This is a genomic window from Flavobacterium piscisymbiosum, from assembly GCF_020905295.1.
GTDB classification, from domain to species: Bacteria; Bacteroidota; Bacteroidia; order Flavobacteriales; family Flavobacteriaceae; genus Flavobacterium; species Flavobacterium piscisymbiosum.
This window is the reverse complement of record NZ_JAJJMM010000001.1, coordinates 1,337,159-1,360,405: the sequence shown is the minus strand read 5'-3', so window position 1 is coordinate 1,360,405 and position 23,247 is coordinate 1,337,159. Positions and strand designations below refer to the sequence as shown.

Genomic DNA, 23,247 nt, shown 5'->3' with positions numbered 1-23,247 from the left:
CAAAACAGTCGTTTAGAATCAAATCAGAAAACAAACGTTGATTTTACATTTATTATCTTGCGATTATTTCATCTTTATCTTCAAAACGGTAACTGAGTAAGCAGGAAAATCATATTGTACCTTGTTTCCGTTTACTTTAAATTCGCTTTCTTTTGGACTAATTTTAGTCGGAGATTCAAAAGAATTTTCATCATTTATTCCATCTCCTTTTAAGATTATTGCCGTTCCTTTTGACTCTAATTTTACTCCTCTTACATCAATTGAAGCATTTTGTGCCGATGCAGAAGCATTTACAATTTTCAGGATTACTTCTTTAGAATTTACATCTTTTACTGCCGATGCAAACAAATCGTTTTGTCCTGTAACTGCTTTTCCTTCTTTTGTAATATTGATTAAATCTGTTCCTTTATTATTAGAGAATAATTTCTGAACATAATAATTTGGCGTTCCGTATGATTGTAAATTGTTAAACCAAATCATGTCTGGAGTCCATTGCCAACCTTCAACGTGAGCTAATAAAGGTGCATAAGAAGTCAAATGAACTACCTCAGCATTACGCTCCATTCCAGTCATGAAAGCAGCTTCAGAAAAAGCACATTCCCAGTTGTTTTTATTATCCGGACTTGCGATCGCTACACTTTGAGCTGCATATTCTCCGGCAAAAATCTTTGGTCCTTTACGATCGTAATTGTCATAACGTGTTACGTTTTTACGGAACCAAGCCGGATCTTTATAATAATGTTCGTCGACAATTTCTGCGTTTAGTTTTTTAAGTTCTTTCATACCATAATCAAAATAATCTCCGTCAGGAAAAGGTCCTGTTCCCGAAACAATGATGATGTTTGGATATTTATCTTTGATCGCTTTTTGAAATACTTTGAAACGCTCGATATAGTCCGGTCCCCATTGTTCATTTCCAACTCCGATATGTTTTAAATTGAATGGTTTTGGATGTCCCATATCAGCTCTCACTTTTCCCCAGGCAGTAGTCTGATCGCCATTTGCGAACTCAATTAAATCTAAAGCATCTTGTACATAAGGATCTAATTGATCCATTGGAACCAATTCTCCTGTATTGAACTGACACGCCATTCCGCAACTTAAAATGGGTAATGGTGAAGCGCCAATATCTTCTGAAAGTTGGAAATATTCAAAAAATCCTAAACCAAAACTCTGGAAATAATCCGGTGCCGGTTTGTGTGCAAATTCGGTATTCCAACGGTTGATCATTGTTTCTCTGTCCTCAACATTTCCAATTGATTTTTTCCATTGGTAACGTAATGCCAACGTTTTTCCTTCAACAATACAACCACCAGGGAAACGTAAAAATCCCGGTTTCAAATCGTATAATAATTGTACTAAATCAGCACGCATTCCGTTCTTTCTTCCTTTCCAGGTATCTTCCGGAAACAATGAAATCTGATCTAAATCGATTACTCCGCTTCCTTCAAAAGTGATTCTAATTTGTGCTTTTGCTTCTGTTGCAGTCGATGTTAGTTGTGCAGTATAATTGGTCCAGTCTTTTGCTGTTGGAACAATCGAAGTTTCACCTAAAACCTTTTTGTTTTTATCAATAAATTGAATCTTAATCTTCGAAACATTTCCTGATATTTTCGCAGCTTTTAATGATAAATTATATTTCAGATCTTTTTTGATTCCCATTCCTCTGAAACCTTCATTGATCAACTCATAACCGCTGGCATCATTAAGGGTAACGCGGCAATAATTATGATTTGTCCCTTTTTGAGAATACTGAATGATATTCGCGATTCCGGATTGCTCGTTTAATTTATGGCGATCGCTGTTGGGTTCTTTCCACCCCATCATTGGTGTTTCAAATTCGAATGATCTGTTCTTGATCATTTCGGCATATAAACCTCCATCGGCAGCAAAATTGATATCTTCAAAAAACACTCCGTACATCGTTGGCTGAATTTTCGTCACTGTTTTTGCAGCGTCAACCTGAAGATTGTTCTTTTGTGCCGAAGCGTAAATGCCGTTAAGCAATAAACCACAAAGGGTAATTTTGGTAATTAAATTGGACTTCATTTTTATTATATTTAATGTGTTTTATGGCACGCGGATGACGCGGATAAAACGGATTTTTATTTTTTTGTTTCACTCAGATTTTTGCAGATCTGAGCAGATTTTATTTTCTAATCTTTGACGTTTTAAACGCATAGAAACATAGTTTTTGATTCTGGAAAAAGGCATTTCATTTATCTAAACAAACATAACTATGTGTGCAAATCTAGATTTGTTTTATACTCTTTTTATTCATTTTAAATTCTATGTTTCTATGTGTTTAAATGTTTTTTCTCGCAGATTTGGCAGATTGAGCAGATTTTTTTTATGTTATGCGTCTGACGGATTGAAATCCGTCTCTGCAATATGAATCGTTCCTCCGGAACTTTTTTAAATCTTTTTTATCCTATCATCTGCGACATTATCTTTCTTCTTGCCTCTTGATTCTTTGTTCTATTCTCTTTGCTCTTTCTTCTATATTCTCAATTCTTATAATCCAACCAAACTTTCATTTTCCCAACACCACGATTTGACCAAGAGTAATATGGAATTGCTTTGAATTTTGAATTTTCGATGACGTTTACACCTTGCAATAAATTAGGTTCTTTTTTTACTTTGAAAGTATCTCCGGCGGCTACATCTATTTTATCGAAATTGCTTTTGTTGTCGATTTCTTCTACGGCGTAAACGATTGGACCATATTCTAAAGAAACTTTGTTTTTATTACTTTCCACTTTAGCATTGGTTTGAACTTCCTGAACTTCCATTGGGAAATTAAGATTGATTTTATCTCCTTTTTTCCAATTTCTTGTAATGGTGAAATAACCGTCTTGTGGCTGAATTGCTAAAACTTCTCCGTTTAAATTGATTGTTGCTTTTTGAGTCGAAGCTTTTTTATAAGAGTATAAATCTCCTGGCAAAACTTCATTTCTTGCCCAACCCGGAACTCTCAATTTAATTGTGAATTGGCTTTCTTTTTTCGGATTAACCGAGATCGCTACTTTTCCGTTCCAAGGGTATCCGGTTTGTTGTGAAATCTGTAAATCGGTTTTTCCTAAAGCGAAAGAAGCGTTGTTTGAAGCGTATAAATTCACATACAAAACATCTTTTGATTTTGAATAAATCAATCCCGGAATCGAAGGAATAAATCGAATTAAATTTGTGGGGCAACAAGAACAATCAAACCAAGCCTGACGTGTGCATGAACCTCTGTTTGATTTAAAAACACCATCAGATTCTAAGGCATTTGGATAGAAAAATTGTTTTCCGTCTAATGAAATTCCAGAAATTAATCCGTTGTACATCGTTCTTTCGATCACATCAAAATATTCCGATTTCCCGTATAAATTATGTAATCTGTGATTCCAATATACATCGCCAATTGCAGCGCAAGTTTCATTATATGCCGTTAAGTTTGGCAATTCATAATTGTCTCCAAAAGCTTCTCCATCATGTCTTGAGCCAATTCCGCCAGTGATATACATTTTTTTATTCACCATATTATTCCATAAATTATTTACGGCATCGGTATAGGCTTTGTCTTTTGTCATGGCAGCAATATCTGTCATTCCAGCATACATGTAAACGGCTCTTACGGCATGACCCACTACTTCGTTTTGCTGCACAACCGGAATATGATCTTGTGCATATTCACCATATAATTTATGATTATTCGGGTTACCGCGATTGTCTAAATAATATTTTGCCAGTTTTAGATAATCTTCTTTTCCGGTAATTTGGTATAATTTAATCAAACCCGTTTCTACAATTTGATGTCCCGGAACTCCCTTCACCTGACCTGGACCATCGCCAAAAGTTTTCACTAATAAATCGGCATTTTTGATGGCGATTTCAAGGAAATTTGTTTTTCCTGTCGCTTCATAATGCACTACAGCAGCTTCGATCAAATGTCCTGCATTGTAGCATTCATGACTAATTTGTAATGATTCCCAACGTTTTCCTTCGATAACCGGAACCCAAGGCGCTGGCGGTTTTGCCGGATTTATAGTTCTCCACGTTGTAAGATATCCATCTTTTTCCTGACCAATTTTTACGATTGCAATCAACGAATCCAATACTTTTTCAAGTTTTGGATTTGGTGCGCTGATCAAAGTATTCGAAGCGCCTTCGATTATCTTATAAACATCGGTATCGTCAAATGGCATTTCGCCTCTAACTGTTCCTGTTTTTTGTTTTCCGGCGATTAAGAAATTCTCAAATCGCCCTTCTTCATTACATTTCTGAATGGCGTATGCAATCGTAATTTCCTGCACTCTTTTAATAATAGGCAACCAAAAAGAATCTGTCAGTTTTACATTTTGAATGTTGACCGGTTCTATTTCGTAACCCGCTTTTAGAGCCGAGGTTTTACTCGATTGTACAATATGGTTCTTGGTTTCTTTACAGGAAACAAAAATCAAAAATGACAAGAAAATCGTTAAGGTAGTGAAAGTGTATTTTTTCATTATTTTTTCTATTCTATTTTAAAACGGGCCATAAATCATTGTCCCAAAGCATTTCTTTAACGACCAGTCTTGGCGTTCCGTTGGTTTTCTTTTCATAGGCATGATAAAAAATATAATCTTTTCCGTCAAACGTATAAGCGCTGTTATGGCCTACGCCAAAGTAATTTTCATCTCCCTGAACTACGATACTTCCGCCGCCTTCATTTAAAGATTTTCCGTCTTTATCTACGTAAGGTCCGGTTACATTTTTAGATCTTCCAACAACAACTTTATAAGTGCTTTTTTCTCCGCGACAGCATAAATCCCAGGAAAGAAATTGATAGTAATAACCGTTTTTCTTAAAGATAAAAGGAGCTTCAAGCGCGCCATCGCCCGGGTCTGCATCCGGTAATTCGAAAGTTCTTTTGCGTTTCGAAATTGTGTGCCATTCCTGAGGCTGAGCAATCGATTTTAAATCTGGATTTAGTTTAACCAGTTTCAATCCTTCCCAAAAAGAACCAAAAGACAACCACGGCGTATTGTTTTCATCGAAGATTAAATTCGGGTCAATGGCGTTCCACATATCGCGGTTGGGTTGCGATTGAATCACAATTCCCTGATCGACCCATTTGTACTTTTTGTCTTTTGGATCTAATGTTGTATTGGTCGCAACGCCAATCGCCGATGTATTTTTGGCGAAAGCCGAAACCGAATAATACAGATAATAAACATTGTTGTGCAATGAAATATCCGGCGCCCAAATATGATTTTTGAAATCGGCCGCAACGCCATCTGCCCAAACGGGTTTGTCTTTGAAAACCTGCGGTTCAGGATTCCAGTTTTTTAAATCTTTCGAACTAAAAACACTGATTCCGTTTCCGGTGCAATACAAATAATAGGTGTCCTTTTGCTTGATGACAACCGGATCGTGTACTACAATATCCTGCGCAAATGAAACTGAAGCTATCAGCATCATTAGAGCAGAAAGTGAATATTTTATGTTTTTGTAAAACTTCATAATTGGATGTTTTTTTTCACCATATAAGTGATATAAGATAATTTAAGTTTTGCGTTGACTGGAAACTTTTTAAATCATATAAGCTAAAACTGAAAACCGAGACTGAGACTGAAAACTGCGACTGAAAACTAAAAATTACTGAATTCCTTCTGATGTCATCACCACGCGTTTCATTGTTCCGTCTTTGTTATAATACAATTTATCGACACAAACAGATCTTCTGAAACTTCCTCCGTGTGGAATTGACGCTCCGTTGTGATAAATAAAATACGATTGTCCTTTAAAATCTATTATCGCCTGATGGTTGGTATTGCTATTTCCGGCGATTTCATTCAAAATTCCTTTAAACTCCCACGGACCAGTAATTGACTTACTCATCGCATAGGCAATTTTCTCCGGAAATTCATAAGCGTACGATAAGTAATACCAGTCTTTATGTTTGTGAATCCAAGGTGCTTCGGTAAAATTTGGAAGTTTTATGTGATGAATTTCTCCGTCTATTTCAGTCATATTTTCTTTTAATTTTGCATAATGACAAGCTGTATTTCCCCAAAATAAATAGGCCTGACCATCAGTATCGATATAAACCGTTGGATCGATATCGTCCCAACTTATGTCCGTAAATTTGGTCATGTCGTTTGTAATCAGGGCTTTTCCAAGAGCATCTTTAAAAGGTCCTGTTGGACTGTCTGAAACCGCAACTCCAATTGATTTCCCGTGTACTGAACCGTGCTCAACGGTTACATACCAATAAAATTTTCCGTTTCTTTCAATTACCTGCGAAGCCCATGCATCACCTTTCGCCCATGCAAAATCACTGACTTTTAAGGGTACAGGATGTGATTCCCATTTTTTCATATCTGAAGAAGAATATACTACCCATTCGTTCATTTTATAAAAATTAAAATCGTTTGGAGCTTCGTCATGACCAGCGTATAAATAGACTTTATCTTTATAAACCAATGCCGCAGGATCTCCTGTATATTGATCTTTTATAATGGGATTATTGAATTTTGTTGGATCAATTTGGCTTTGAACTGTTTGACAGAAGGCAAGCAAAACTAAAAGTGATACTATATTTTTCATTATGATTATTTTACACATTATATTTTCTCGCAGATTTTGCAGATCAGGCAGATTTTTTATCCTTTTAATCCTTTAATCTGTGGCTTTTATTTTAACACATAGAGACATAGAATTCTTTGTGTTGAAAAAGGCGTTTCACTTAGTTTTAATACACATAGCTATGCGATTTATTTGAAGTGAAACGTCTTTTCGCGATTTGTTAAACTATGTTTCTATGTGTTTAAAATAATTTTAATTCACTTTTTTACCCCAAACCGGCAATCCGCCTGACGTTAAACCGGAATAACTCAAAGTCACTTTTCTTGTGGCTGATTCCCAATCCCAGGCATCGGTTACGTTACATTTTACTCCATTTACAGTTAAGATTTTTTTTGCACTGTCATACGACCATGTTCCATTTGCATCTCCGCTTACTTTTTTATCTGCGGTTAAATAAACGGTAACTGATTTTTGAATGGTTTTATATTGATAATTCATGGTTATTTGTTCCCAAGTTCCAATAAAACTAGCTTCAGAAATCGTTGTTGCCGGTACGCCCGCATAACGTTCTGCTTCTACAACCGGCCATCCATCTTCTGTCCATTGAATACCGCGAACGTGTCCCATCATTACCGCATTCGAAACTGCAATTCCCGGAACTCCTTCCGGCAAACGTGCTTGTGATGCGTAATACCATTGTTTGGTTTCTGGATTTTGGAAAATTCCGCAATGTGAAATTCCAACCCAGCCTGTATGATTTTTAAAAGAATAGGGATGAGTCAACATCGGGAAACAATCGGCTCCGTTTGTAATACTGGTTCCGGTAATGGTTTGGTAAGGGCCTAAGATATTTTTTGAACGTGCTACACGTGTATTATAAGCAACTGATAATTCATCATAAGCCAAAAACAAATAATAATATTGAGTATCCGGATTATAAATAATTTCAGGTCCTTCGAGTGCTTGCCAACGGTTTGAATTTACGTTGCCGCGTCCTGCAATTCGTACTCCGTAATCGTCAATTGTTTTTAATTTGTCTGGTTTTCCTGTTGCCGGATTAAGCTTTAAAGCTGCGATTCCGGAATGCCATGAACCATAAATTAAATACTGATCGCCTTCAGGAGTCTGAATAAAACTAGGATCGATGGCGTTGAATTTAAAATACGCATCCCAATCGTTTCCTCCGTTTCGAACGTAGCTTTTTACGCCATCAGGTTCAGAGCAAACGACCATTCCTTTATCGACCCAATTGTTAGATGCTAAATCAGTTGTTTCGGCTAAGCCAATGAAAGCGCGTTCTGTCCAGGAAGTATTCGTGTCTGTTCCTACAATAGGATTCGTCACTACAATGCTGTAATACATTCTGTAAATATTGCCCACTTTTCGAACACAAGGCGCCCAATATCCATAATTAGGATTGGTAATGGGTGGTAAAGCAGGAGACATTCTGGCTCTTTTATTGTTTAAAGAATCTTTTACCCAAGCCGGAGCTTCGGTCATTGACGATCCCATAAATTCCCAGTTGATTAAATCTTTCGATCTTCTGTAAAAAAAATGTCCGTGACCATCTGTTGCATTCCCATAAGAAGCATCTGTTTGGTACATATAATAATACTCTCCCGATTTTTCTACAGATGGATCATGTACGTTGGCAAGATTCCATTGTGCTCGGCTTCCCCAACTGGATAATGCCGTATAATTATCTGCGTAAGTTGGTCCCGGAAAAGCGGGCGTCACTACCGGAGGATCAACAACCACTGGCGGATCAGGATTTTCATTTGTTGCAGGATCATCTTTTGAACAGCTCACTGCAGCAAAAACAAATAAAAGCAGCCCTAAGTACGAGGCTATTTTTATTATATGTTTTGATTTTTTCATTTTTTTAGCTTGTTATTTTCCTTCTAATACTACTACAGAGAAAGGAGGAATTGTGATTTCTAATTTTCCTTTTTTATTTTCGAAACCTTTAAAAACTGTTGGTACAATTTTGTTTGGAGTATCGAATGAATTATAATCCTGTAACTTAGCTGATGTTATAATAGTTCCTGTGAAATTTTTCACGCCCAGATTATTGACATCTATTTCTATTTTATTTTTATTCTTAGCATCTACATTTACTAAAGAAATATGAACCAATCCGCTTTTGTCTTTTGATGCCGAAGCAGAAACTGCCGGAAGTGATTCTCCGTTGAAAGTGTATAATGGTGATTGAAAATTGACTGGTAATAATTTAGCATCCTGATGAACACTGTACAATTTCATAACATGATACGTTGGCGTTGTAATCATTTTTGCTTTATCAGTAAGTATTACCGCTTGCAAAACGTTTACACATTGTGCTAAATTTGCCATACGAACTCTGTCAGCATGATTGTTGAAAATGTTAAGCGTTGCTCCGGCTAAAACTGCATCTCTCATGGTATTTTGTTGGTATAAAAATCCAGGATTTGATCCTTTTTCGACTTCGTACCAAGCTCCCCATTCGTCTACAATCATGGCTACTTTTTTCTCCGGATCGTATTTGTCCATTATCGCAGCATGTTTGGTCACCAATTCTTCCATTTTTAAAGCCGATTGCATGGTATGGAAATAGCCGTCTTCGGTAAAATTTACACCGTCGCCTTTTTTACCCCAATCGATAACAGCATAATGATGTACCCCAACTCCACCCAACATATTGATCGGAATGTTTTTCATTAAAACTTCTGTCCAGTTATAATCAGCGCTGTTTGATCCTGATGCGATGCGCGTAATTCCGCCCGTGTTTTCCCAATCTGACATGAAAGTGGCATATTTGCGGTATTCATTAGCATAATATTCTGCTGTCATATTTCCTCCGCATCCCCAGGCTTCATTTCCAATTCCCCAGAATTTTACTTTCCAAGGTTCTGTTCTTCCGTTCTTTTTACGTAAATCACTCATTGGGCTTTTACCGCTGAAGTTTGTATATTGAACCCAATCAGACAATTCCTGAACGGTTCCGCTTCCAACGTTTCCTGACAAATAAGGTTCTGCACCAAGAAGTTCACACATATTAAGGAAATCGTGTGTCCCGAAACTATTATCTTCGGTTACGCCGCCCCACCATTTGTTTACAATTGTTGGTCTTTCCTGTTGTGGTCCAATTCCGTCTTTCCAGTGGTAAGTATCGGCAAAACATCCGCCCGGCCATCTTAAATTTGGAATTTTTAATTCTTTTAAAGCTTTAACAATGTCATTTCTAACTCCTTTTGTATTTGGAATTTTTGAGGTATCTCCCACAAAAAAACCTCCATAAATAGAGCGTCCTAAATGTTCTGCAAAATGCCCGTAAATGTTTTTATCGATTGTTGGCGCATCAGCGTTATTTTTAATAGTGACAACCGTCGTTTGATTTTGAGCAAAATTAACCTGACTGAAAAGGGTAAAAAGAAATGTGCTTAAAAGTATTTTTTTCATAATGTGTTTTTATAAGTTATAAAGAGGAAAGCTTCATGAAACCTTCCTCTAAATAGTATTTTTAATAAGAAAGTGATGGCCATCCTGATGACCATGTAAAATATACAATTTCGAGTTTTGGATTTCCGCTGTCTGCTCCATCATAATAATGAACTGATCCTTTTTGAGTTCCAACAATTCTGGATAAATGACCTGGTCCGATATAATTTCCTTGCGTTGCTAAAACTGTTGTTCCGCCGCGATTCTTTAAATTGACTCCATTTTTATCAACATATGGCCCAAACGGACTTGTTGAACGACCTACTACAATATAGTACGTACTGTTTACGCCGTTACAACAACTACCTCGGTTTACGAACATATAGTAATAACTTCCTTCTTTTATTAAACAAGGCGCTTCCCAACTTGCACTACTTCCGCCGGCAACAATCGTTTTGCTTCCTGTCGTTTTTCCTGTTGACGGATTAATCTGGATGACTCCAATTCCGGCATGCCAGGAACCATATGCCATATAAACATTGCTTCCGTCTACTAAAATTGAAGGATCAATTGCATTCACATCTGAAGATGATGAGGATGAAACCACTACGCCTCTATCTGTCCAGGTTGTTCCTGCCGAAGCACTTATCGCCGGAGCAGTTACCAACCCAATTGCTGATGTTGCAGAACCAAAAGTGGAGCATGAATAATACATATTCCATCGATTATTGAACCAGGCAACATCTGGCGCCCAAAATGTTTTTACAAAACCGGGTACATATCCTGTGATCCAACCTGGAGTCGAAGTAAATACTGATGTTCCCCAAGTCCAGCTTGTTAGATTTGTTGAATACGTCATGGGTATATTATCTCCTGTTGTAAATACATAATAGTTTACGCCACTTTTTACAATAGTACTTGGATCGTGTGACGGAACTGTTCCTGTAACGGTTTTGGCTGTTAAGTTTTTTACTTGAGAATTCTGAGTGTCTACAGCCGCGGCTGCGTCCTCATTTGAAGAATTTATAAGATCTTCATTTTGGCAACTTGCTAATAATACTGCTAATAAAACTAAACTTGTAATTGTTTTCATTGGTTATAATTTTAGTTAAGGTGTAATTATTATATCTCTGCAATCTCAATTTCTGTTTTTAAGATAATATCATGTAAAGGTTTTTAGGCCCTTACATGATATTAGGTATTCTAACTAATTCAAAATAAATTCTTTTTTAGTCTCAGTTCGCAGTCACAGTTTTCAGTTTAGACTGAGACTGCGAACTGCGACTGAAAACTTAAAACTTAAAACTTAATAACTGTCATTTTGTGTTGTTCCCGGATTATTATCCATTTCTAATTGCGGAATTGGATAAAATTCTCTTCCTGGTGCGTACGAATTAAATTCTGCATCTCTCGATTTTAACCAAGCTAGTTTTGTTGCATCCTGCAACCATCCCCAACGACGAATATCATCAAAACGGTGTCCTTCAAGAGGAAACTCCAGGAATCTTTCGTGTCCTATTTGTTCTCTCATTTGAGCTTGTGACATATTTGGTTTTACTGTTGCTAAATCCGGAAGACCCACTCTGTTTCTTACCATCTGAATATATCCGTATGCTCCGGGAGTATCACCTGTTTCGTTTAAAGTTTCGGCATACATCAAAAGAATATCTGCATAACGCAACAAACGCTCGTTGATTCCGGAACGCCAATCCATTTCACTTTCAAATTCTCCATCTGAATTTTGATATTTTCTACAAAATATATCATTCAAATCAGCTGGGCTTTTTTCATAGTAAGTTGCAAAATCTTGTCCATACAATTTCATTCCGCCTGGTTTATTGTAAAATATCGTGGCATCTAAACGAGGATCCAGATCTCCTGATTGAGTTTTCTCCTCATGAAATTCATTGAATAATGCAAATGAAGGCTGAACATCTGTCCATCCAAAACCTCTTGCTGCATAAGTAATAGCGCGCGCTGAAGTTTTTCCCCAATTTGAAGCCGGAATACCTCCCCAGCCTAATGCAACGCCTCCAGCCTCTCTACTCATTTGTACTTCAAAAAGTGACTCTGAATTATTTTCATTAGCAGTAGTAAAATTATCGCGATAGTTTGATACTAACGAATAAACACCTAAGTCAATAACTTGCTTGAAAGTAGCTTTGGCTTTATCAAAATCCTTAGTAAACAAATAAGCTTTTCCCAGGTACCCCAGAGCTGCTCCTTTTGTTGCGCGTCCTGCCTCCCCACTATCTAAACCTGAAACACTAGCGTATGAAGTAGGCAATAACTCAGCCGCAGTTGTAAAATCTGCAATGACTTGTGCCCAACCTTCTGCTTCTGTTTTCTGTGGATATTTAACTGCAATGTTTGTTGGAACCGGCACGTTTTTAAACATGTTTACTGCATGAAATAAGTAAAGTCCTCTCAAAAAATAAGCCTGCCCTAAAATTCTGCTTTTTAGCGCCGCATTAGTCATTTCGATATTTGGAACATTTGCCAAAACTTGATTGGCACGGTAAATTCCCTGATAATAGGTTTCGTAAGCCCAGCCGTAAATTGCTGCATCCGCAACATTTGAGTTGAAATGCCCAACATTGTACATAGATGGCCATGGACTATTGGTACGGGCATCATCAGATCTTGCATCTAATAATAAAGGCGTACTACGCATATAAGTACCATCTGTTAATAAACTACTATAAACAGCGTTTATACCTGCAATCGCATCCTCATCTGTTTTCCAAAATGATGCTGCCGTTTCAACATTTGGATCAACCTGAAGTAAATCTTCATTATCAACACAACTTGTTGTTAACACGGCTACTGAAAAGAAAACCGTTATATAGTTAAATATTTTATATTTCATTTTAATACGTTTTAATTGATTAGGCTAGTTTTAAAAATTTACTTCAACACCCATAGAAATTGTTCTTGGATTAGGGAAAGATCCCGCATCGTATCCTCTGGAAAATAATCCATCATTGTAATTAAAATCCGGATCATAACCTTTGTATTTACTAATAATCAATAAGTTTTGCCCATTAACAAATATCTTTGCTTTCTGAATAAAAGTATCTTTAGGAACTGGAATTAAAAACCCGATTTCTAATGTCTGCAATTTGATATAATCGCCACTTTCAATAAATCTGTTAGAATCTCTTGCGTTTGCATTTGGATCTCCAATAATCGGACGTGGCACATTTGTGTTTGTATTTGTTGGGGTCCAGTAATTCAATGCATCAACACTACTGTTTCCGTATTGTTCTGCCATTAAATTACGGTACAATCCGTTGAATACCTTGTTCCCACCGCTTCCTTGCCAAAACATAGAGAAATCAAAGTTTTTGTAATTAGCACTAAAATTAAGTCCGTAACTGTATTTTGGAATGGCAACTCCCTGAAAAGTTCTATCTGCATCTGTAATTTTTCCATCACCATTTACATCCCTAAATTTAAGATCTCCAACACCTGCATTCGTTTGTGTTGGCGAAGCTGCTAAATCAGCCGCATTCTGAAAAATCCCTGCCGTTTCATAAGCATAAAGTTCACCAATAGATCTTCCCACTTCTGTTTTTGACGCTGCTCCATAAATAGGATTTCCGTCTAAACCAATTTGTAACACCTTATTTTTTAAAGTTCCTAAATTAGCCGAAATGTTATATTTAAACTTATTGCGATTGTTGTTATAACTTGCTGTAAATTCTAAACCGCTATTTCTAACTGCTCCGGCATTTGTTACAACATTTGCAGGGAACGCTCCCGTTGAAAAAGGCAACGGAACTCCAATTAGTAAATCTGTTGATTTTTTTTGATAATATTCTGCTGTAACTTGTAAATCATTATTAAAAAATCCTAACTCAAGAGCTACATTCGAAGTTGAAGTTTCTTCCCAGTGAACATTTGGATCAATGGCACTAATTACTGTAGTTCCAGGTGCTAATTTATTATTAAAGTCGTATCCTGCAAAAGCATTAATAGTTGGAGAATAGCCATAAGCACCAATCGTATTATTACCTAAAATACCATAACCTCCTCTAACTTTAATAGTATTCCACCATTCCGGTAAGTGAATAAACTTTTCATTACTAATTTTCCACGCTCCTGAAAAAGAGTAGAAATTACCGGTATTATTTTCTTCACTAAAAAGTGATGTTTTATCTTGTCTGAAATTTCCAGTAATAAAATAACGATCATCGTAAGAATAATTTAATCGGCTTAAATACGAAATATTCGTAACCGTACTTTTATATTCTCCTCCATCTCTTGAATCAGCATATTGAAGTTGACTGATCTCTCCCGGCGTATAGCCAACACCTTTATTCCATAGTTTATAAAAATCCTTTTTCTCCTGAATCCATCCGCCTAAAGCATCAATTTTATGCTTTCCAAGCGAAACTTCATATGTCAATAAATTATTCAGGAATGTTCTTGTCTGATTTCCGGTTTCAAGATCTAATGCAGATTTCTCATTTGTAGTAATATAATACCACCCTAAATTGCTTGGTGGATTAAATTTTCTGTTTTGCCAATCTAATCTATCATAACTTACATCTAGTTTATATTTAAGTCCTTTAACGATTTCAAGTTCTCCCCAGATATCTCCAATGAAACGATTTCTTTTTCCGTTATTCGTTATTAAATTATTAAACCCAATTACATTCATCGAAATGGCTCTTTGCGTTAAAACATCTGTACCACCGTAACCGCCAAGTCTGTTTGGATCATAAACCGGCATTGTTGGAATAGCGCCCAACAAATCAACAATCGCTGATTGACCTGCATTATATTCGTTGAAATTCTCTTTGTCAGATTGTGTATAACCTATCTTAGAACCATATTTAAATTTTCCTTTTTTACCATATAAATTTAAATTGGTTGACAATCTTTCATAATCTTGTGGAGAATTTAAATAGCTGGTATTTTTAAAATAATCAACATTCATATTGTATCCTAAATTTTCAGCTCCTCCATTAAGGGTAAGCGAATGATTTTGGACAATCCCAGTTTGAAAAGCTTCTTTTTGCCAATCTGTATTTACATTTTTTATATAAGAAGGACTCGTTGGGTCATTTCCGGGAGCAACAGTTAATCCGGCATTTAATTCGGCAGCTGTTGTTATTTTTTGGTATCCAGCTCTATCAGTCAAGTCCCATGTTTTAGCCACATTCTGAAGCCCGACTAATGACTTATATTTTATATCTAATTTTCCGTTCTTCCCTTTTTTAGTAGTAATAATTACAACCCCGTTTGCCCCCTGAACACCATAAATAGCTGCTGAAGAAGCATCTTTTAAAACCTGCATTGATTCGATATCACCAGGTGCAAAATCATTCGGGCTATCAACGATCATTCCGTCAATAACAAAAAGAGGATTGTTGTTTGTAAATGAATTTATACCTCTAATTTTTACATTTACAAAGCCTCCGGGTTCTCCTGATGACTGTACTGTAACACCAGCAACCTGGCCTTGAAGCATTTTTGCAGGATCATAAGTGATCGTCTTTTTAGCTGATTCCATATCCACTACACTTATTGAACCTGTAAGATTAGATTTCTTTTGTGTACCGTATCCGACAACTACTACTTCATTTAGTTTATTGGTGTCTTCGCTTAAAGTAGTATTTACTTTAGATTGGTTTCCTACCGTTAATTCCTGATTCTGAAATCCTATAAACGAAAAGACCAAAATATCGTTTGGAGATGCTTTAATCGAATATTCTCCGTCGAAACCTGTAGTTGAAATTGTTTTGGTTCCTTTTATTAAAACATTTACTCCCGGCAAAGGCAGTTTATCCTGCGCCGAAGTAACAACTCCGGTAATCACTTTGTCTTGAGCCGACATTTGATTAACGGAAAATAATAGCATAAGTAATGCTAAAAGCCATTCTTTTTTTGGCAATAAAAAATTGCAATAAAAAAATAATTTTTGGTTTGTTATCATACTGGTTAGTTTAAGTTGGTTAGTGTATAATTATAAGTGTTAATTTTACATTTGTAAATTTAAATAAAAAAAAAGCTTAAAAACAAATTAATATGACAAAAAAAGGAGGTAAAAAAAACGCATATCATAAATTAAGTGTAAAAACAACATTTAAAAATTGATATTATTTCAAAAAAAGAGCGTTTTTGAACTGTAATTTGTGTAAAATCAACACTTTTTATAAAAAAGCAACTTTTTACTCAAAAAAATAAGCTTTAAGAAAATTTCACAAATGAGTTGATTATTGGCTTTTTGAAGCACAAAAATTTGTTATTTTTGTAAATAAAATCCTGTTTAGGCTCTTTTAAAATTCGACAGACAGATTGTTTTTTGAGAAAATCAAACCTTTTTTGTTCCGAAAACGATTGAAAAAGATAAATTGTGATCTAAATTTGACTTTAAAAAACTCATTATTGAACTTCTTGAAAAAGATGTATTTATTAAGTGTAAAAACTACATTAATAAATTATGAAACGTATTAGGAAGTTTATATATTTACCAATAAAAAATTGAATATGCTAAACAGTTATAGTTCTGCAGATAAAGTCTTATTAGCAGTAGATTGTATCATTTTTGGATTCGACAGTGAAGGGTTGAAAATCCTTTTGATCAAGAGAGACTTTGAGCCTGAAAAGGGAAAATGGTCTTTGATTGGAGGTTTTTTAAAACGAGATGAAGTACTTGATGATGCTGCAATCAGAATCTTAAATACGTATACAGGTTTAAACGATATTTATATGGAGCAACTATATGCTTACAGCGAAATCGATCGTGATCCTGTCGAAAGAACTATCTCTGTATCTTATTATGCCTTGATTAATATCGAAAATCATAATGCTGAGCTTATTAAAAATTATCATGCACAATGGTTTAGTATTACCGATGCGCCTCATTTAATTTTTGACCATAACGAAATGGTACAAAACGCCATTAAAAGACTTCGTTACAGAACTTCGATCAAGCCAATTGGTTTTGAATTATTGCCTGAAAAGTTTACCATGCGTCAGTTGTTAGAATTATACGAAGCTATTTTGAGTAAAGAATTAGACAAACGTAATTTTATCAGCAAGATTAATTCTTTAGAAATCCTGAATAAACTAGATGAAAAAGATATGCAGTCTTCCCGAAAAGGATCTTACTTGTATACTTTTAATAAAGAAAAATACGAAGAGAAATTACTGAATGATTTTGTATTGAATTTGTAAAAAGTGGTTAGGCCACGGGTTTTAACTGATCGAACTGATTTTCACTGATTTTTTTTAGAGAGAATTCTAAAAATTCTCTCGCAGATTTAGCAAATCGGGCAGATTAATAATTAGAAAAAAAATCTGCTAAATCTGCTAAATCTGCGAGAGAAAAAAGATCAAAAATATTACTTAGTTTCGTTCAGAAATAGGACGAATTAAAAATTAAAAAATCTGTGTCAATCCGTATCATCCACCCCATCCGTGGGCTTATAATATTATAAAAAACAAAACCCTGAAAGCCACAAACTTTCAGGGTTTTTTCTTCAAAAAAACTACTATTAAAAACTAACAAAATTATTATTTTAAGTTTTGGTCACGGATTTGGAACAAACAGATCTTTGCAGTTATTTTATTTATCAATTGAACTGGTATGATAAATTTTAATTGAGCTATCCATTAAATTTAAATCTGCGACAATCAGTTTAATCCGTTAAATCCGTGGCCCAAAAAAGTCTTCTAATTAACTATTTCCTTTTTGATAATCAGCAAGGAAAGTGGCCAGACCAATATCTGTTAAAGGATGTTTTAATAAACCTTCGATGGCACTTAATGGTCCGGTAATAACATCTGATCCTATTTTTGCACAATTGATAATATGCATTACGTTACGAACAGAAGCTGCTAAAATCTGGGTTTCGTAACCGTAATTATCATAAATCAGCCTGATATCTTCAATAAGCACCATTCCGTCAGTCGAAACATCATCTAAGCGGCCAATAAATGGCGACACATAAGTTGCTCCGGCTTTTGCAGCCAATAAAGCCTGACCTGCAGAAAATACCAAAGTACAATTGGTTCTGATTCCTTTATTCGAAAAATACCTGATTGCTTTTACACCATCTTTTATCATCGGGATTTTTACCACGATTTGCGGATGCAAAGCAGCCAGTTTTTCACCTTCGGCAATCATACCTTCAAAATTGGTCGAGATTACTTCGGCACTTACATCCCCATCAACCAATTCGCAAATTTTTATATAATGATCTAAAATATTCTGGGCTCCGGTAATTCCTTCTTTTGCCATCAACGAAGGGTTTGTGGTTACACCATCTAAAACACCTAAATCATTGGCTTCTTTAATATCTTTTAAGTTTGCTGTATCTATAAAAAATTTCATGTCTTTCTATTATTTTAATAAATTGTAATTGTTATTTTCTAAATATTTCAGGATTTCTTTACGGGCATTTTCGCTTGTAAATCCAAATTTCTGATCTAAAACGGATGCCGGAGCCGAATATCCAAAATGGTCTAAACCAAATACTTGTCCGTTACTGCCAACAAGGTTTTCTAAATTAACCGGAAGTCCGGCAGTAAGTCCGAAAACCAAAGCATCTTTTGGAATAACACTTTCCTGATATTCCGCAGACTGAGATCTGAAAAGTCCTTCTGAAATAATAGAAGCTACATTTATTTTTAATTTAAAATTTTGTTCCAGTTCATTTGCAGCCTCGATAAGTGTTGCGACTTCAGATCCGTTTGCTATTAAAGTGATATCAGGATTTGGATTTGATCGTACCAGATAACCTCCTTTTTTTGCCTCAGAAGCTTCATCAAATCTTGAACTTCCGTTGGTTGGAAGATCTTTGATATCTTGTCTCGAAAGAATTAATCCTGTTGGTGTTTTTTTATTTTCGAGTGCCATTTGCCAGGCCACAGAAGTTTCTACAGCATCTGCAGGACGTAAAGCCAGTAAACTCTGATCTCCGGAATGGTTTTTAATTTTCTCTAATAATCGAATTTGCGCTTCCTGCTCGATGGGCTGGTGCGTTGGTCCATCTTCGCCTACGCGGAAAGAATCATGCGTCCAGACATATTTTACCGGTAACTCCTGAATCGCCGCCAAACGAATTGCCGGTTTCATATAATCTGAAAACACAAAAAATGTTGCTACAACCGGAATAACTCCTCCATGAAGCGCGATTCCGTTGGCAATTGCTGCCATCGTTAATTCGGCAACACCAGCTTGAAGAAATCCTCCGCTAAAATTATTCTTCTGCAAAACCGATGATTTTTTCAGGAAACCATCTGTTTTATCACTGTTCGATAAATCAGCAGAAGACACGATCATGTTTTCTACATTTTCGGCCAGATATCCTAAAACTGCCGCCGATGCATCGCGGGTTGCGGCATTTGCTTTTTGAGCAATTGTGCTAAAATCCAATGCAGGTAAATCTCCGTTAAAAAACTGTTTTATCTTTTCGGCTAATGTTGGGTTTTGTTTTTCCCAGGCCGAAATTTGTATTTTTCGATTCGCCGCTTCTTCTGTTTTATTTTTTAAAATTGCTGCATAATGTGATTCAACTTCTTTATAAACAGCAAATGAATCTTCAGGATTTGCGCCTAAATTCAGTAATGTTTTTTCGAAATTGGCTTTTGTAGCACCAATAGGTTTTCCGTGTAATTCGCATTGTCCTTCGTACATCGTTCCGTCGGCCGTTACACATCCTTTTCCCATTATGGTGCGACCAATAATTAGGGTTGGTCTTTCTAATTCGGCGTGAGCGGCATTTAATGCTGAACGAATATGAGTATGATTATGACCATCGATAGTAATTACTTTCCAACCCCATGATTCGTATTTCATGGCCGTATTTTCGGTTGTAACCTCATCTGTCATCGACGAAAGCTGTACATCATTCGAATCATAAAACATGATAAAATTATTCAGTCCTAAATGTCCTGCAATTCTTCCGGCTCCTTGCGAAATTTCTTCCTGAACACCACCATCGGTAATAAAACCGTATATTTTATGATCGAATAAATTTTCGAATCTTGCTGATAAAAACTTAGCTGCAATGGCAGCTCCAACGCCCATGGCATGTCCCTGGCCTAATGGTCCGGACGTATTTTCGATTCCTCTTTTTACATCAATTTCAGGATGTCCGGGAGTTACGGAACCCCATTGCCTGAAATTTTCAAGATCTTTTTTTTCGTAATTGCCCAGTAAATGATATTGTGCATACATCAAAGCCGAAAGATGTCCGGCATCCATAAAAAAACGATCTCTGAAAATCCAGTTCATATCACTAGGATCGTATTTTAAATATTCAGAATAGAGAATGTGCATGAAATCTGCGCCCCCCATAGATCCTCCGGGATGACCGGAATTTGCTTTTTCGACCATCGAAATAGCCAAAGCTCTTATATTATCTGCCGATAATTGGTCTATTTTGTTATTCATTTCTAAGTTAATTTCAAGTTGGTTGGTTTATTTAATAGCAGATTTGTATTGGTTTTTACTAAATTTCAAAATAGAACATATCCTACTTTTATAAAGCAAAATCAAAACAAATAATAAGTGTAAAATTTACATTTACAAATGTATGTAAAATAATTCCACAAAAGCAAAAAAATTGTTTCGTTATTTTTTTAATTAAAAAATTAGGGATTTGATAGATTATTGGTTTTTATTGTGAGATATTGGTTTATTAAATAAAATAAACCTTAACGGGAGATTGAAAATTAAATAGCGTATGTCTTTGTCATGACACGCGGATGACACGGATTTGCTTCGCAAAAACGCGGATTAAAAACGGATTTTTTATTCTTTTTTTATTTGTTCATAACCACAATCTTGTCATCCTGACGAAGGAAGGATCACACTAGAAACTCCGCAAACAAAATCGCCAATCTTTGTCGAATTACTTGTGTGATCCTTCCTTCGTCAGGATGACAAATTGGACGTTAAATCGTCTTATGAAAACGAGTGCCCTAGCCCCGATAGAAGTGGAAATCCTTTTTCTGGCTTCTTTAGCCAGGAAAAGATTGAAACGGATTGCTTCGCCAATTCGCACTTTCAGGCTCGGGTGCGGGATTAGCTCCTAAAAAAAAATAAAAAATCTTTACAAAGAATTACGCATCGTAAGAGAGGATTTGTTTTCTATTTGTTCTTTCTTTCCTTTAAGGACCATATCGGCTAAAATTTTTCCCATTGTTTCAAAATGGGTCGAAATTGTGGTGATTCCGTTGGCGACAATCTTTTTTAATGGCGTTTCGTTATAGGATATAATTCCAAGATCGATTCCTAGTTTTAGGTTTTGGTCTCTTGCTTTTTCAATTACGCGTACCAGATCACGATCGTTTGGGATAATGTATAAATCGCCTAAAGTAATTTCGCGGTTGGTAAATTCAGTGATGATTTCGTATTCAAAATCATATTGGGCACAAAAAGCTTCAAACCCTATTTTCATTCCGAGTGGTTCTCTGAATCCTGGGAAAATCAGAATCAACTTTTCGTATTTACCCAGTCTCGACTTTCCTTTAAGCAATCCTTCAAAAATATCTTTTTCATGATTTTGATAAATTGCGGGATACAATTTCAGATCCGGATTGGTCTGATCCAGTATGATAACTTCGCCTACTGGTAGGGTTTTTATCAATTTGGCTACATCGTTTAAGTTGGTCGGCATGATGATGTATTTTGTATAATTTCCGTTACTGTCATTTATGAGTTTCTGAAAAACGGGAACATTAAAATGATGAAAGAAAATATCGACCTGAGCATTTTTTCCAATATGCTGCAAAAACGAATTATAGATGTCTTCCTTAAAACTATTTAATTCATCAAATAATAAGAAAACCTTTTGTTTTATAGTAGTTTCAACGCTTTTCACGTAATATCCTTTGCCTGGAATGGCGTAAATAATACCTCTTTTTTTGAGTTCATCGTATCCTAATAAAACGGTATCACGGGATAATGAAAAAGCCAGACAAACTTTATTTACAGACGGAAGCCTGTCGCCTTTTACCAGTTTTTCTTCTTCGATTGCTTTTTCTATTGACAGAATTATCTGCTTATATTTTGGCAAACCAATGTTGTTTTGAATCGAAATAATATTCATAAAAAAGGAAATTTTGGTGCAATATACAAAAAACTGGTAGGTACTGGTATGCAAACGTAAATAATGTTTCTATTTTTGGATTTCACTTTTGGCAAAAATAGTATGGAAATAAAACATATATCGCATTTTCAAAACGAATCTGTATCTAAATCATTTGGTTTAATGCCCGATAAGGAAGAAATTCTTTCTTTTGAATTAAGTAATAAAAACGGAATGAAAGTTCAGGTCATTAATTATGGTGCTACTGTAACTTCATTACAAATTCCGGTTTCGAACGGTCAGCTTGTTGATGTTGTTTTGGGTTTTGATACTTTAGAATCGTATCTGGCTTCGTATAATTTATCAGGCGCTCCTTATTTCGGGACCACTGTTGGCCGTTATGCAGGACGAATTAGTAAAGGTATTTTTAAGTTGAATGATAAAACCTATCAGCTCAACATTAACAACAACGGAAATACATTGCATGGCGGAATTGTTGGTTTTGGACAAAAAGTCTGGAATGTTACCAATATTACTTCAGGCGATAATCCGTCGATTACGTTGAGTCTTTTGAGTGAAGATTTAGATGAAAATTTTCCCGGAGAATTACACGTTGATTTAACTTATACTTTAACCGAAGAGAACGAACTGAAGCTGGAATACAAAGCAACCACTACAGAAGATACGGTTATCAACTTAACGCATCATAGTTATTTTAATCTTGATGGTCATGACGGGAATGTTCTGGATCAGACTATGTTTATTGATGCTGAAAAAATGTTAGAAACAGATTCAGATAATATTCCTAGCGGAAATTTTACGGCTCTTGCTGATCATGATTTCGATTTTAGAACCACAAAAGAATGCCCTGCCATTATTGATAATTCGTTTGTGGTTGAACCTACAAATAATGCTGTAGCAAAATTATACAGTGCTAAAAACAACTTGCAAATGAGCGTTTACACGGATCAGCCAAGTGTACATGTATATGTGGGCGGTAAATGTTCTGATGCATTAACAGGGAAAGAAAATATAAAATATCATACAACAAGCGGAATTTGTTTTGAAACTCAAAATTTTCCGGATGCACCAAATCAGCAACATTTTCCAAATTCGGTTTTGAAAAAAGGCGAAGAATACCATCAAAAAACAGTTTATAAATTCGAAACTATAAACTAATACTATTTAAAGAAAAGTTCAAAAATTACAAGATAATACCATTTCAATT

General features: G+C 35.7%; 14 protein-coding genes. 2 read left to right on the top strand and 12 right to left on the bottom strand.

Features of this window, described 5'->3' with window-relative positions; genetic code table 11:
• Positions 1-63: 63 nt before the first annotated feature.
• The 9 genes from LNP81_RS06160 to LNP81_RS06120 form a co-directional block, all read right to left on the bottom strand.
• On the bottom strand, positions 64-2,049 hold the full coding sequence (locus LNP81_RS06160; protein ID WP_230034260.1) for an alpha-L-arabinofuranosidase C-terminal domain-containing protein: 1,986 nt from the start codon (positions 2,047-2,049) through the stop codon (positions 64-66).
• A gap of 458 nt (positions 2,050-2,507) precedes the next feature.
• A complete protein-coding gene (locus tag LNP81_RS06155; protein ID WP_230034258.1) occupies positions 2,508-4,490 on the bottom strand; it encodes a glycoside hydrolase family 127 protein in 1,983 nt (660 codons plus the stop codon).
• 13 nt (positions 4,491-4,503) lie between these two features.
• Entirely contained in the window at positions 4,504-5,487 is a 984-nt protein-coding gene (locus LNP81_RS06150; RefSeq protein ID WP_230034256.1) for an arabinan endo-1,5-alpha-L-arabinosidase, read from the bottom strand.
• A 135-nt stretch (positions 5,488-5,622) separates the two neighbouring features.
• The gene (locus tag LNP81_RS06145) at positions 5,623-6,573 is read right to left on the bottom strand and encodes a glycoside hydrolase family 43 protein (RefSeq protein ID WP_230034254.1); all 951 of its coding nucleotides are present in this window, start codon (positions 6,571-6,573) and stop codon (positions 5,623-5,625) included.
• Positions 6,574-6,804: 231 nt separating this feature from the next.
• Positions 6,805-8,430 (bottom strand): arabinan endo-1,5-alpha-L-arabinosidase, encoded by a 1,626-nt coding sequence (locus tag LNP81_RS06140; protein ID WP_230034252.1) that lies wholly within the window; start codon positions 8,428-8,430, stop codon positions 6,805-6,807.
• Between the two features lie 12 nt (positions 8,431-8,442).
• A complete protein-coding gene (locus tag LNP81_RS06135; RefSeq protein WP_230034250.1) occupies positions 8,443-9,990 on the bottom strand; it encodes an alpha-N-arabinofuranosidase in 1,548 nt (515 codons plus the stop codon).
• Between the two features lie 61 nt (positions 9,991-10,051).
• Positions 10,052-11,062, bottom strand: a complete 1,011-nt coding sequence (locus LNP81_RS06130) for an arabinan endo-1,5-alpha-L-arabinosidase (RefSeq protein WP_230034248.1) — start codon at positions 11,060-11,062, stop codon at positions 10,052-10,054.
• Positions 11,063-11,275: 213 nt separating this feature from the next.
• Positions 11,276-12,838: a RagB/SusD family nutrient uptake outer membrane protein gene (locus LNP81_RS06125; RefSeq protein ID WP_230034246.1), complete on the bottom strand. Its 1,563-nt coding sequence runs from the start codon at positions 12,836-12,838 to the stop codon at positions 11,276-11,278.
• A 30-nt stretch (positions 12,839-12,868) separates the two neighbouring features.
• Entirely contained in the window at positions 12,869-15,913 is a 3,045-nt protein-coding gene (locus LNP81_RS06120; protein WP_230034244.1) for a SusC/RagA family TonB-linked outer membrane protein, read from the bottom strand.
• Between the two features lie 554 nt (positions 15,914-16,467).
• Here LNP81_RS06120 and LNP81_RS06115 point away from each other — a divergent pair.
• Entirely contained in the window at positions 16,468-17,157 is a 690-nt protein-coding gene (locus LNP81_RS06115; RefSeq protein WP_230034243.1) for an NUDIX hydrolase, read from the top strand.
• A gap of 502 nt (positions 17,158-17,659) precedes the next feature.
• On the opposite strand, the gene fsa is transcribed toward LNP81_RS06115, so the two are convergent.
• The 3 genes from fsa to LNP81_RS06100 all read right to left on the bottom strand — a co-directional run bounded on the left by fsa (position 17,660) and on the right by LNP81_RS06100 (position 22,040).
• Positions 17,660-18,316, bottom strand: a complete 657-nt coding sequence (fsa, locus tag LNP81_RS06110; RefSeq protein WP_230034242.1) for a fructose-6-phosphate aldolase — start codon at positions 18,314-18,316, stop codon at positions 17,660-17,662.
• A gap of 9 nt (positions 18,317-18,325) precedes the next feature.
• Entirely contained in the window at positions 18,326-20,380 is a 2,055-nt protein-coding gene (locus LNP81_RS06105; RefSeq protein WP_230034241.1) for a transketolase family protein, read from the bottom strand.
• A gap of 661 nt (positions 20,381-21,041) precedes the next feature.
• Complete coding sequence (locus tag LNP81_RS06100; RefSeq protein WP_230034239.1) at positions 21,042-22,040, bottom strand: GntR family transcriptional regulator; 999 nt, start codon at positions 22,038-22,040, stop codon at positions 21,042-21,044.
• 102 nt (positions 22,041-22,142) lie between these two features.
• Between LNP81_RS06100 and LNP81_RS06095 the strand changes: the two genes are divergently transcribed.
• Positions 22,143-23,198, top strand: coding sequence for an aldose epimerase family protein (locus LNP81_RS06095; RefSeq protein WP_230034237.1), 1,056 nt, complete (start codon positions 22,143-22,145; stop codon positions 23,196-23,198).
• Positions 23,199-23,247 lie beyond the last annotated feature (49 nt).

What these genes read in the sequence shown, in the direction of transcription:
- LNP81_RS06160 (WP_230034260.1), bottom strand. Translation starts at nt 2,049, where the DNA reads ATGAAGTCCAATTTAATTACCAAAATTACCCTTTGTGGTTTATTGCTT.
- LNP81_RS06155 (WP_230034258.1), bottom strand. Translation starts at nt 4,490, where the DNA reads ATGAAAAAATACACTTTCACTACCTTAACGATTTTCTTGTCATTTTTG.
- LNP81_RS06150 (WP_230034256.1), bottom strand. Translation starts at nt 5,487, where the DNA reads ATGAAGTTTTACAAAAACATAAAATATTCACTTTCTGCTCTAATGATG.
- LNP81_RS06145 (WP_230034254.1), bottom strand. Translation starts at nt 6,573, where the DNA reads ATGAAAAATATAGTATCACTTTTAGTTTTGCTTGCCTTCTGTCAAACA.
- LNP81_RS06140 (WP_230034252.1), bottom strand. Translation starts at nt 8,430, where the DNA reads ATGAAAAAATCAAAACATATAATAAAAATAGCCTCGTACTTAGGGCTG.
- LNP81_RS06135 (WP_230034250.1), bottom strand. Translation starts at nt 9,990, where the DNA reads ATGAAAAAAATACTTTTAAGCACATTTCTTTTTACCCTTTTCAGTCAG.
- LNP81_RS06130 (WP_230034248.1), bottom strand. Translation starts at nt 11,062, where the DNA reads ATGAAAACAATTACAAGTTTAGTTTTATTAGCAGTATTATTAGCAAGT.
- LNP81_RS06125 (WP_230034246.1), bottom strand. Translation starts at nt 12,838, where the DNA reads ATGAAATATAAAATATTTAACTATATAACGGTTTTCTTTTCAGTAGCC.
- LNP81_RS06120 (WP_230034244.1), bottom strand. Translation starts at nt 15,913, where the DNA reads ATGATAACAAACCAAAAATTATTTTTTTATTGCAATTTTTTATTGCCA.
- LNP81_RS06115 (WP_230034243.1), top strand. Translation starts at nt 16,468, where the DNA reads ATGCTAAACAGTTATAGTTCTGCAGATAAAGTCTTATTAGCAGTAGAT.
- fsa (WP_230034242.1), bottom strand. Translation starts at nt 18,316, where the DNA reads ATGAAATTTTTTATAGATACAGCAAACTTAAAAGATATTAAAGAAGCC.
- LNP81_RS06105 (WP_230034241.1), bottom strand. Translation starts at nt 20,380, where the DNA reads ATGAATAACAAAATAGACCAATTATCGGCAGATAATATAAGAGCTTTG.
- LNP81_RS06100 (WP_230034239.1), bottom strand. Translation starts at nt 22,040, where the DNA reads ATGAATATTATTTCGATTCAAAACAACATTGGTTTGCCAAAATATAAG.
- LNP81_RS06095 (WP_230034237.1), top strand. Translation starts at nt 22,143, where the DNA reads ATGGAAATAAAACATATATCGCATTTTCAAAACGAATCTGTATCTAAA.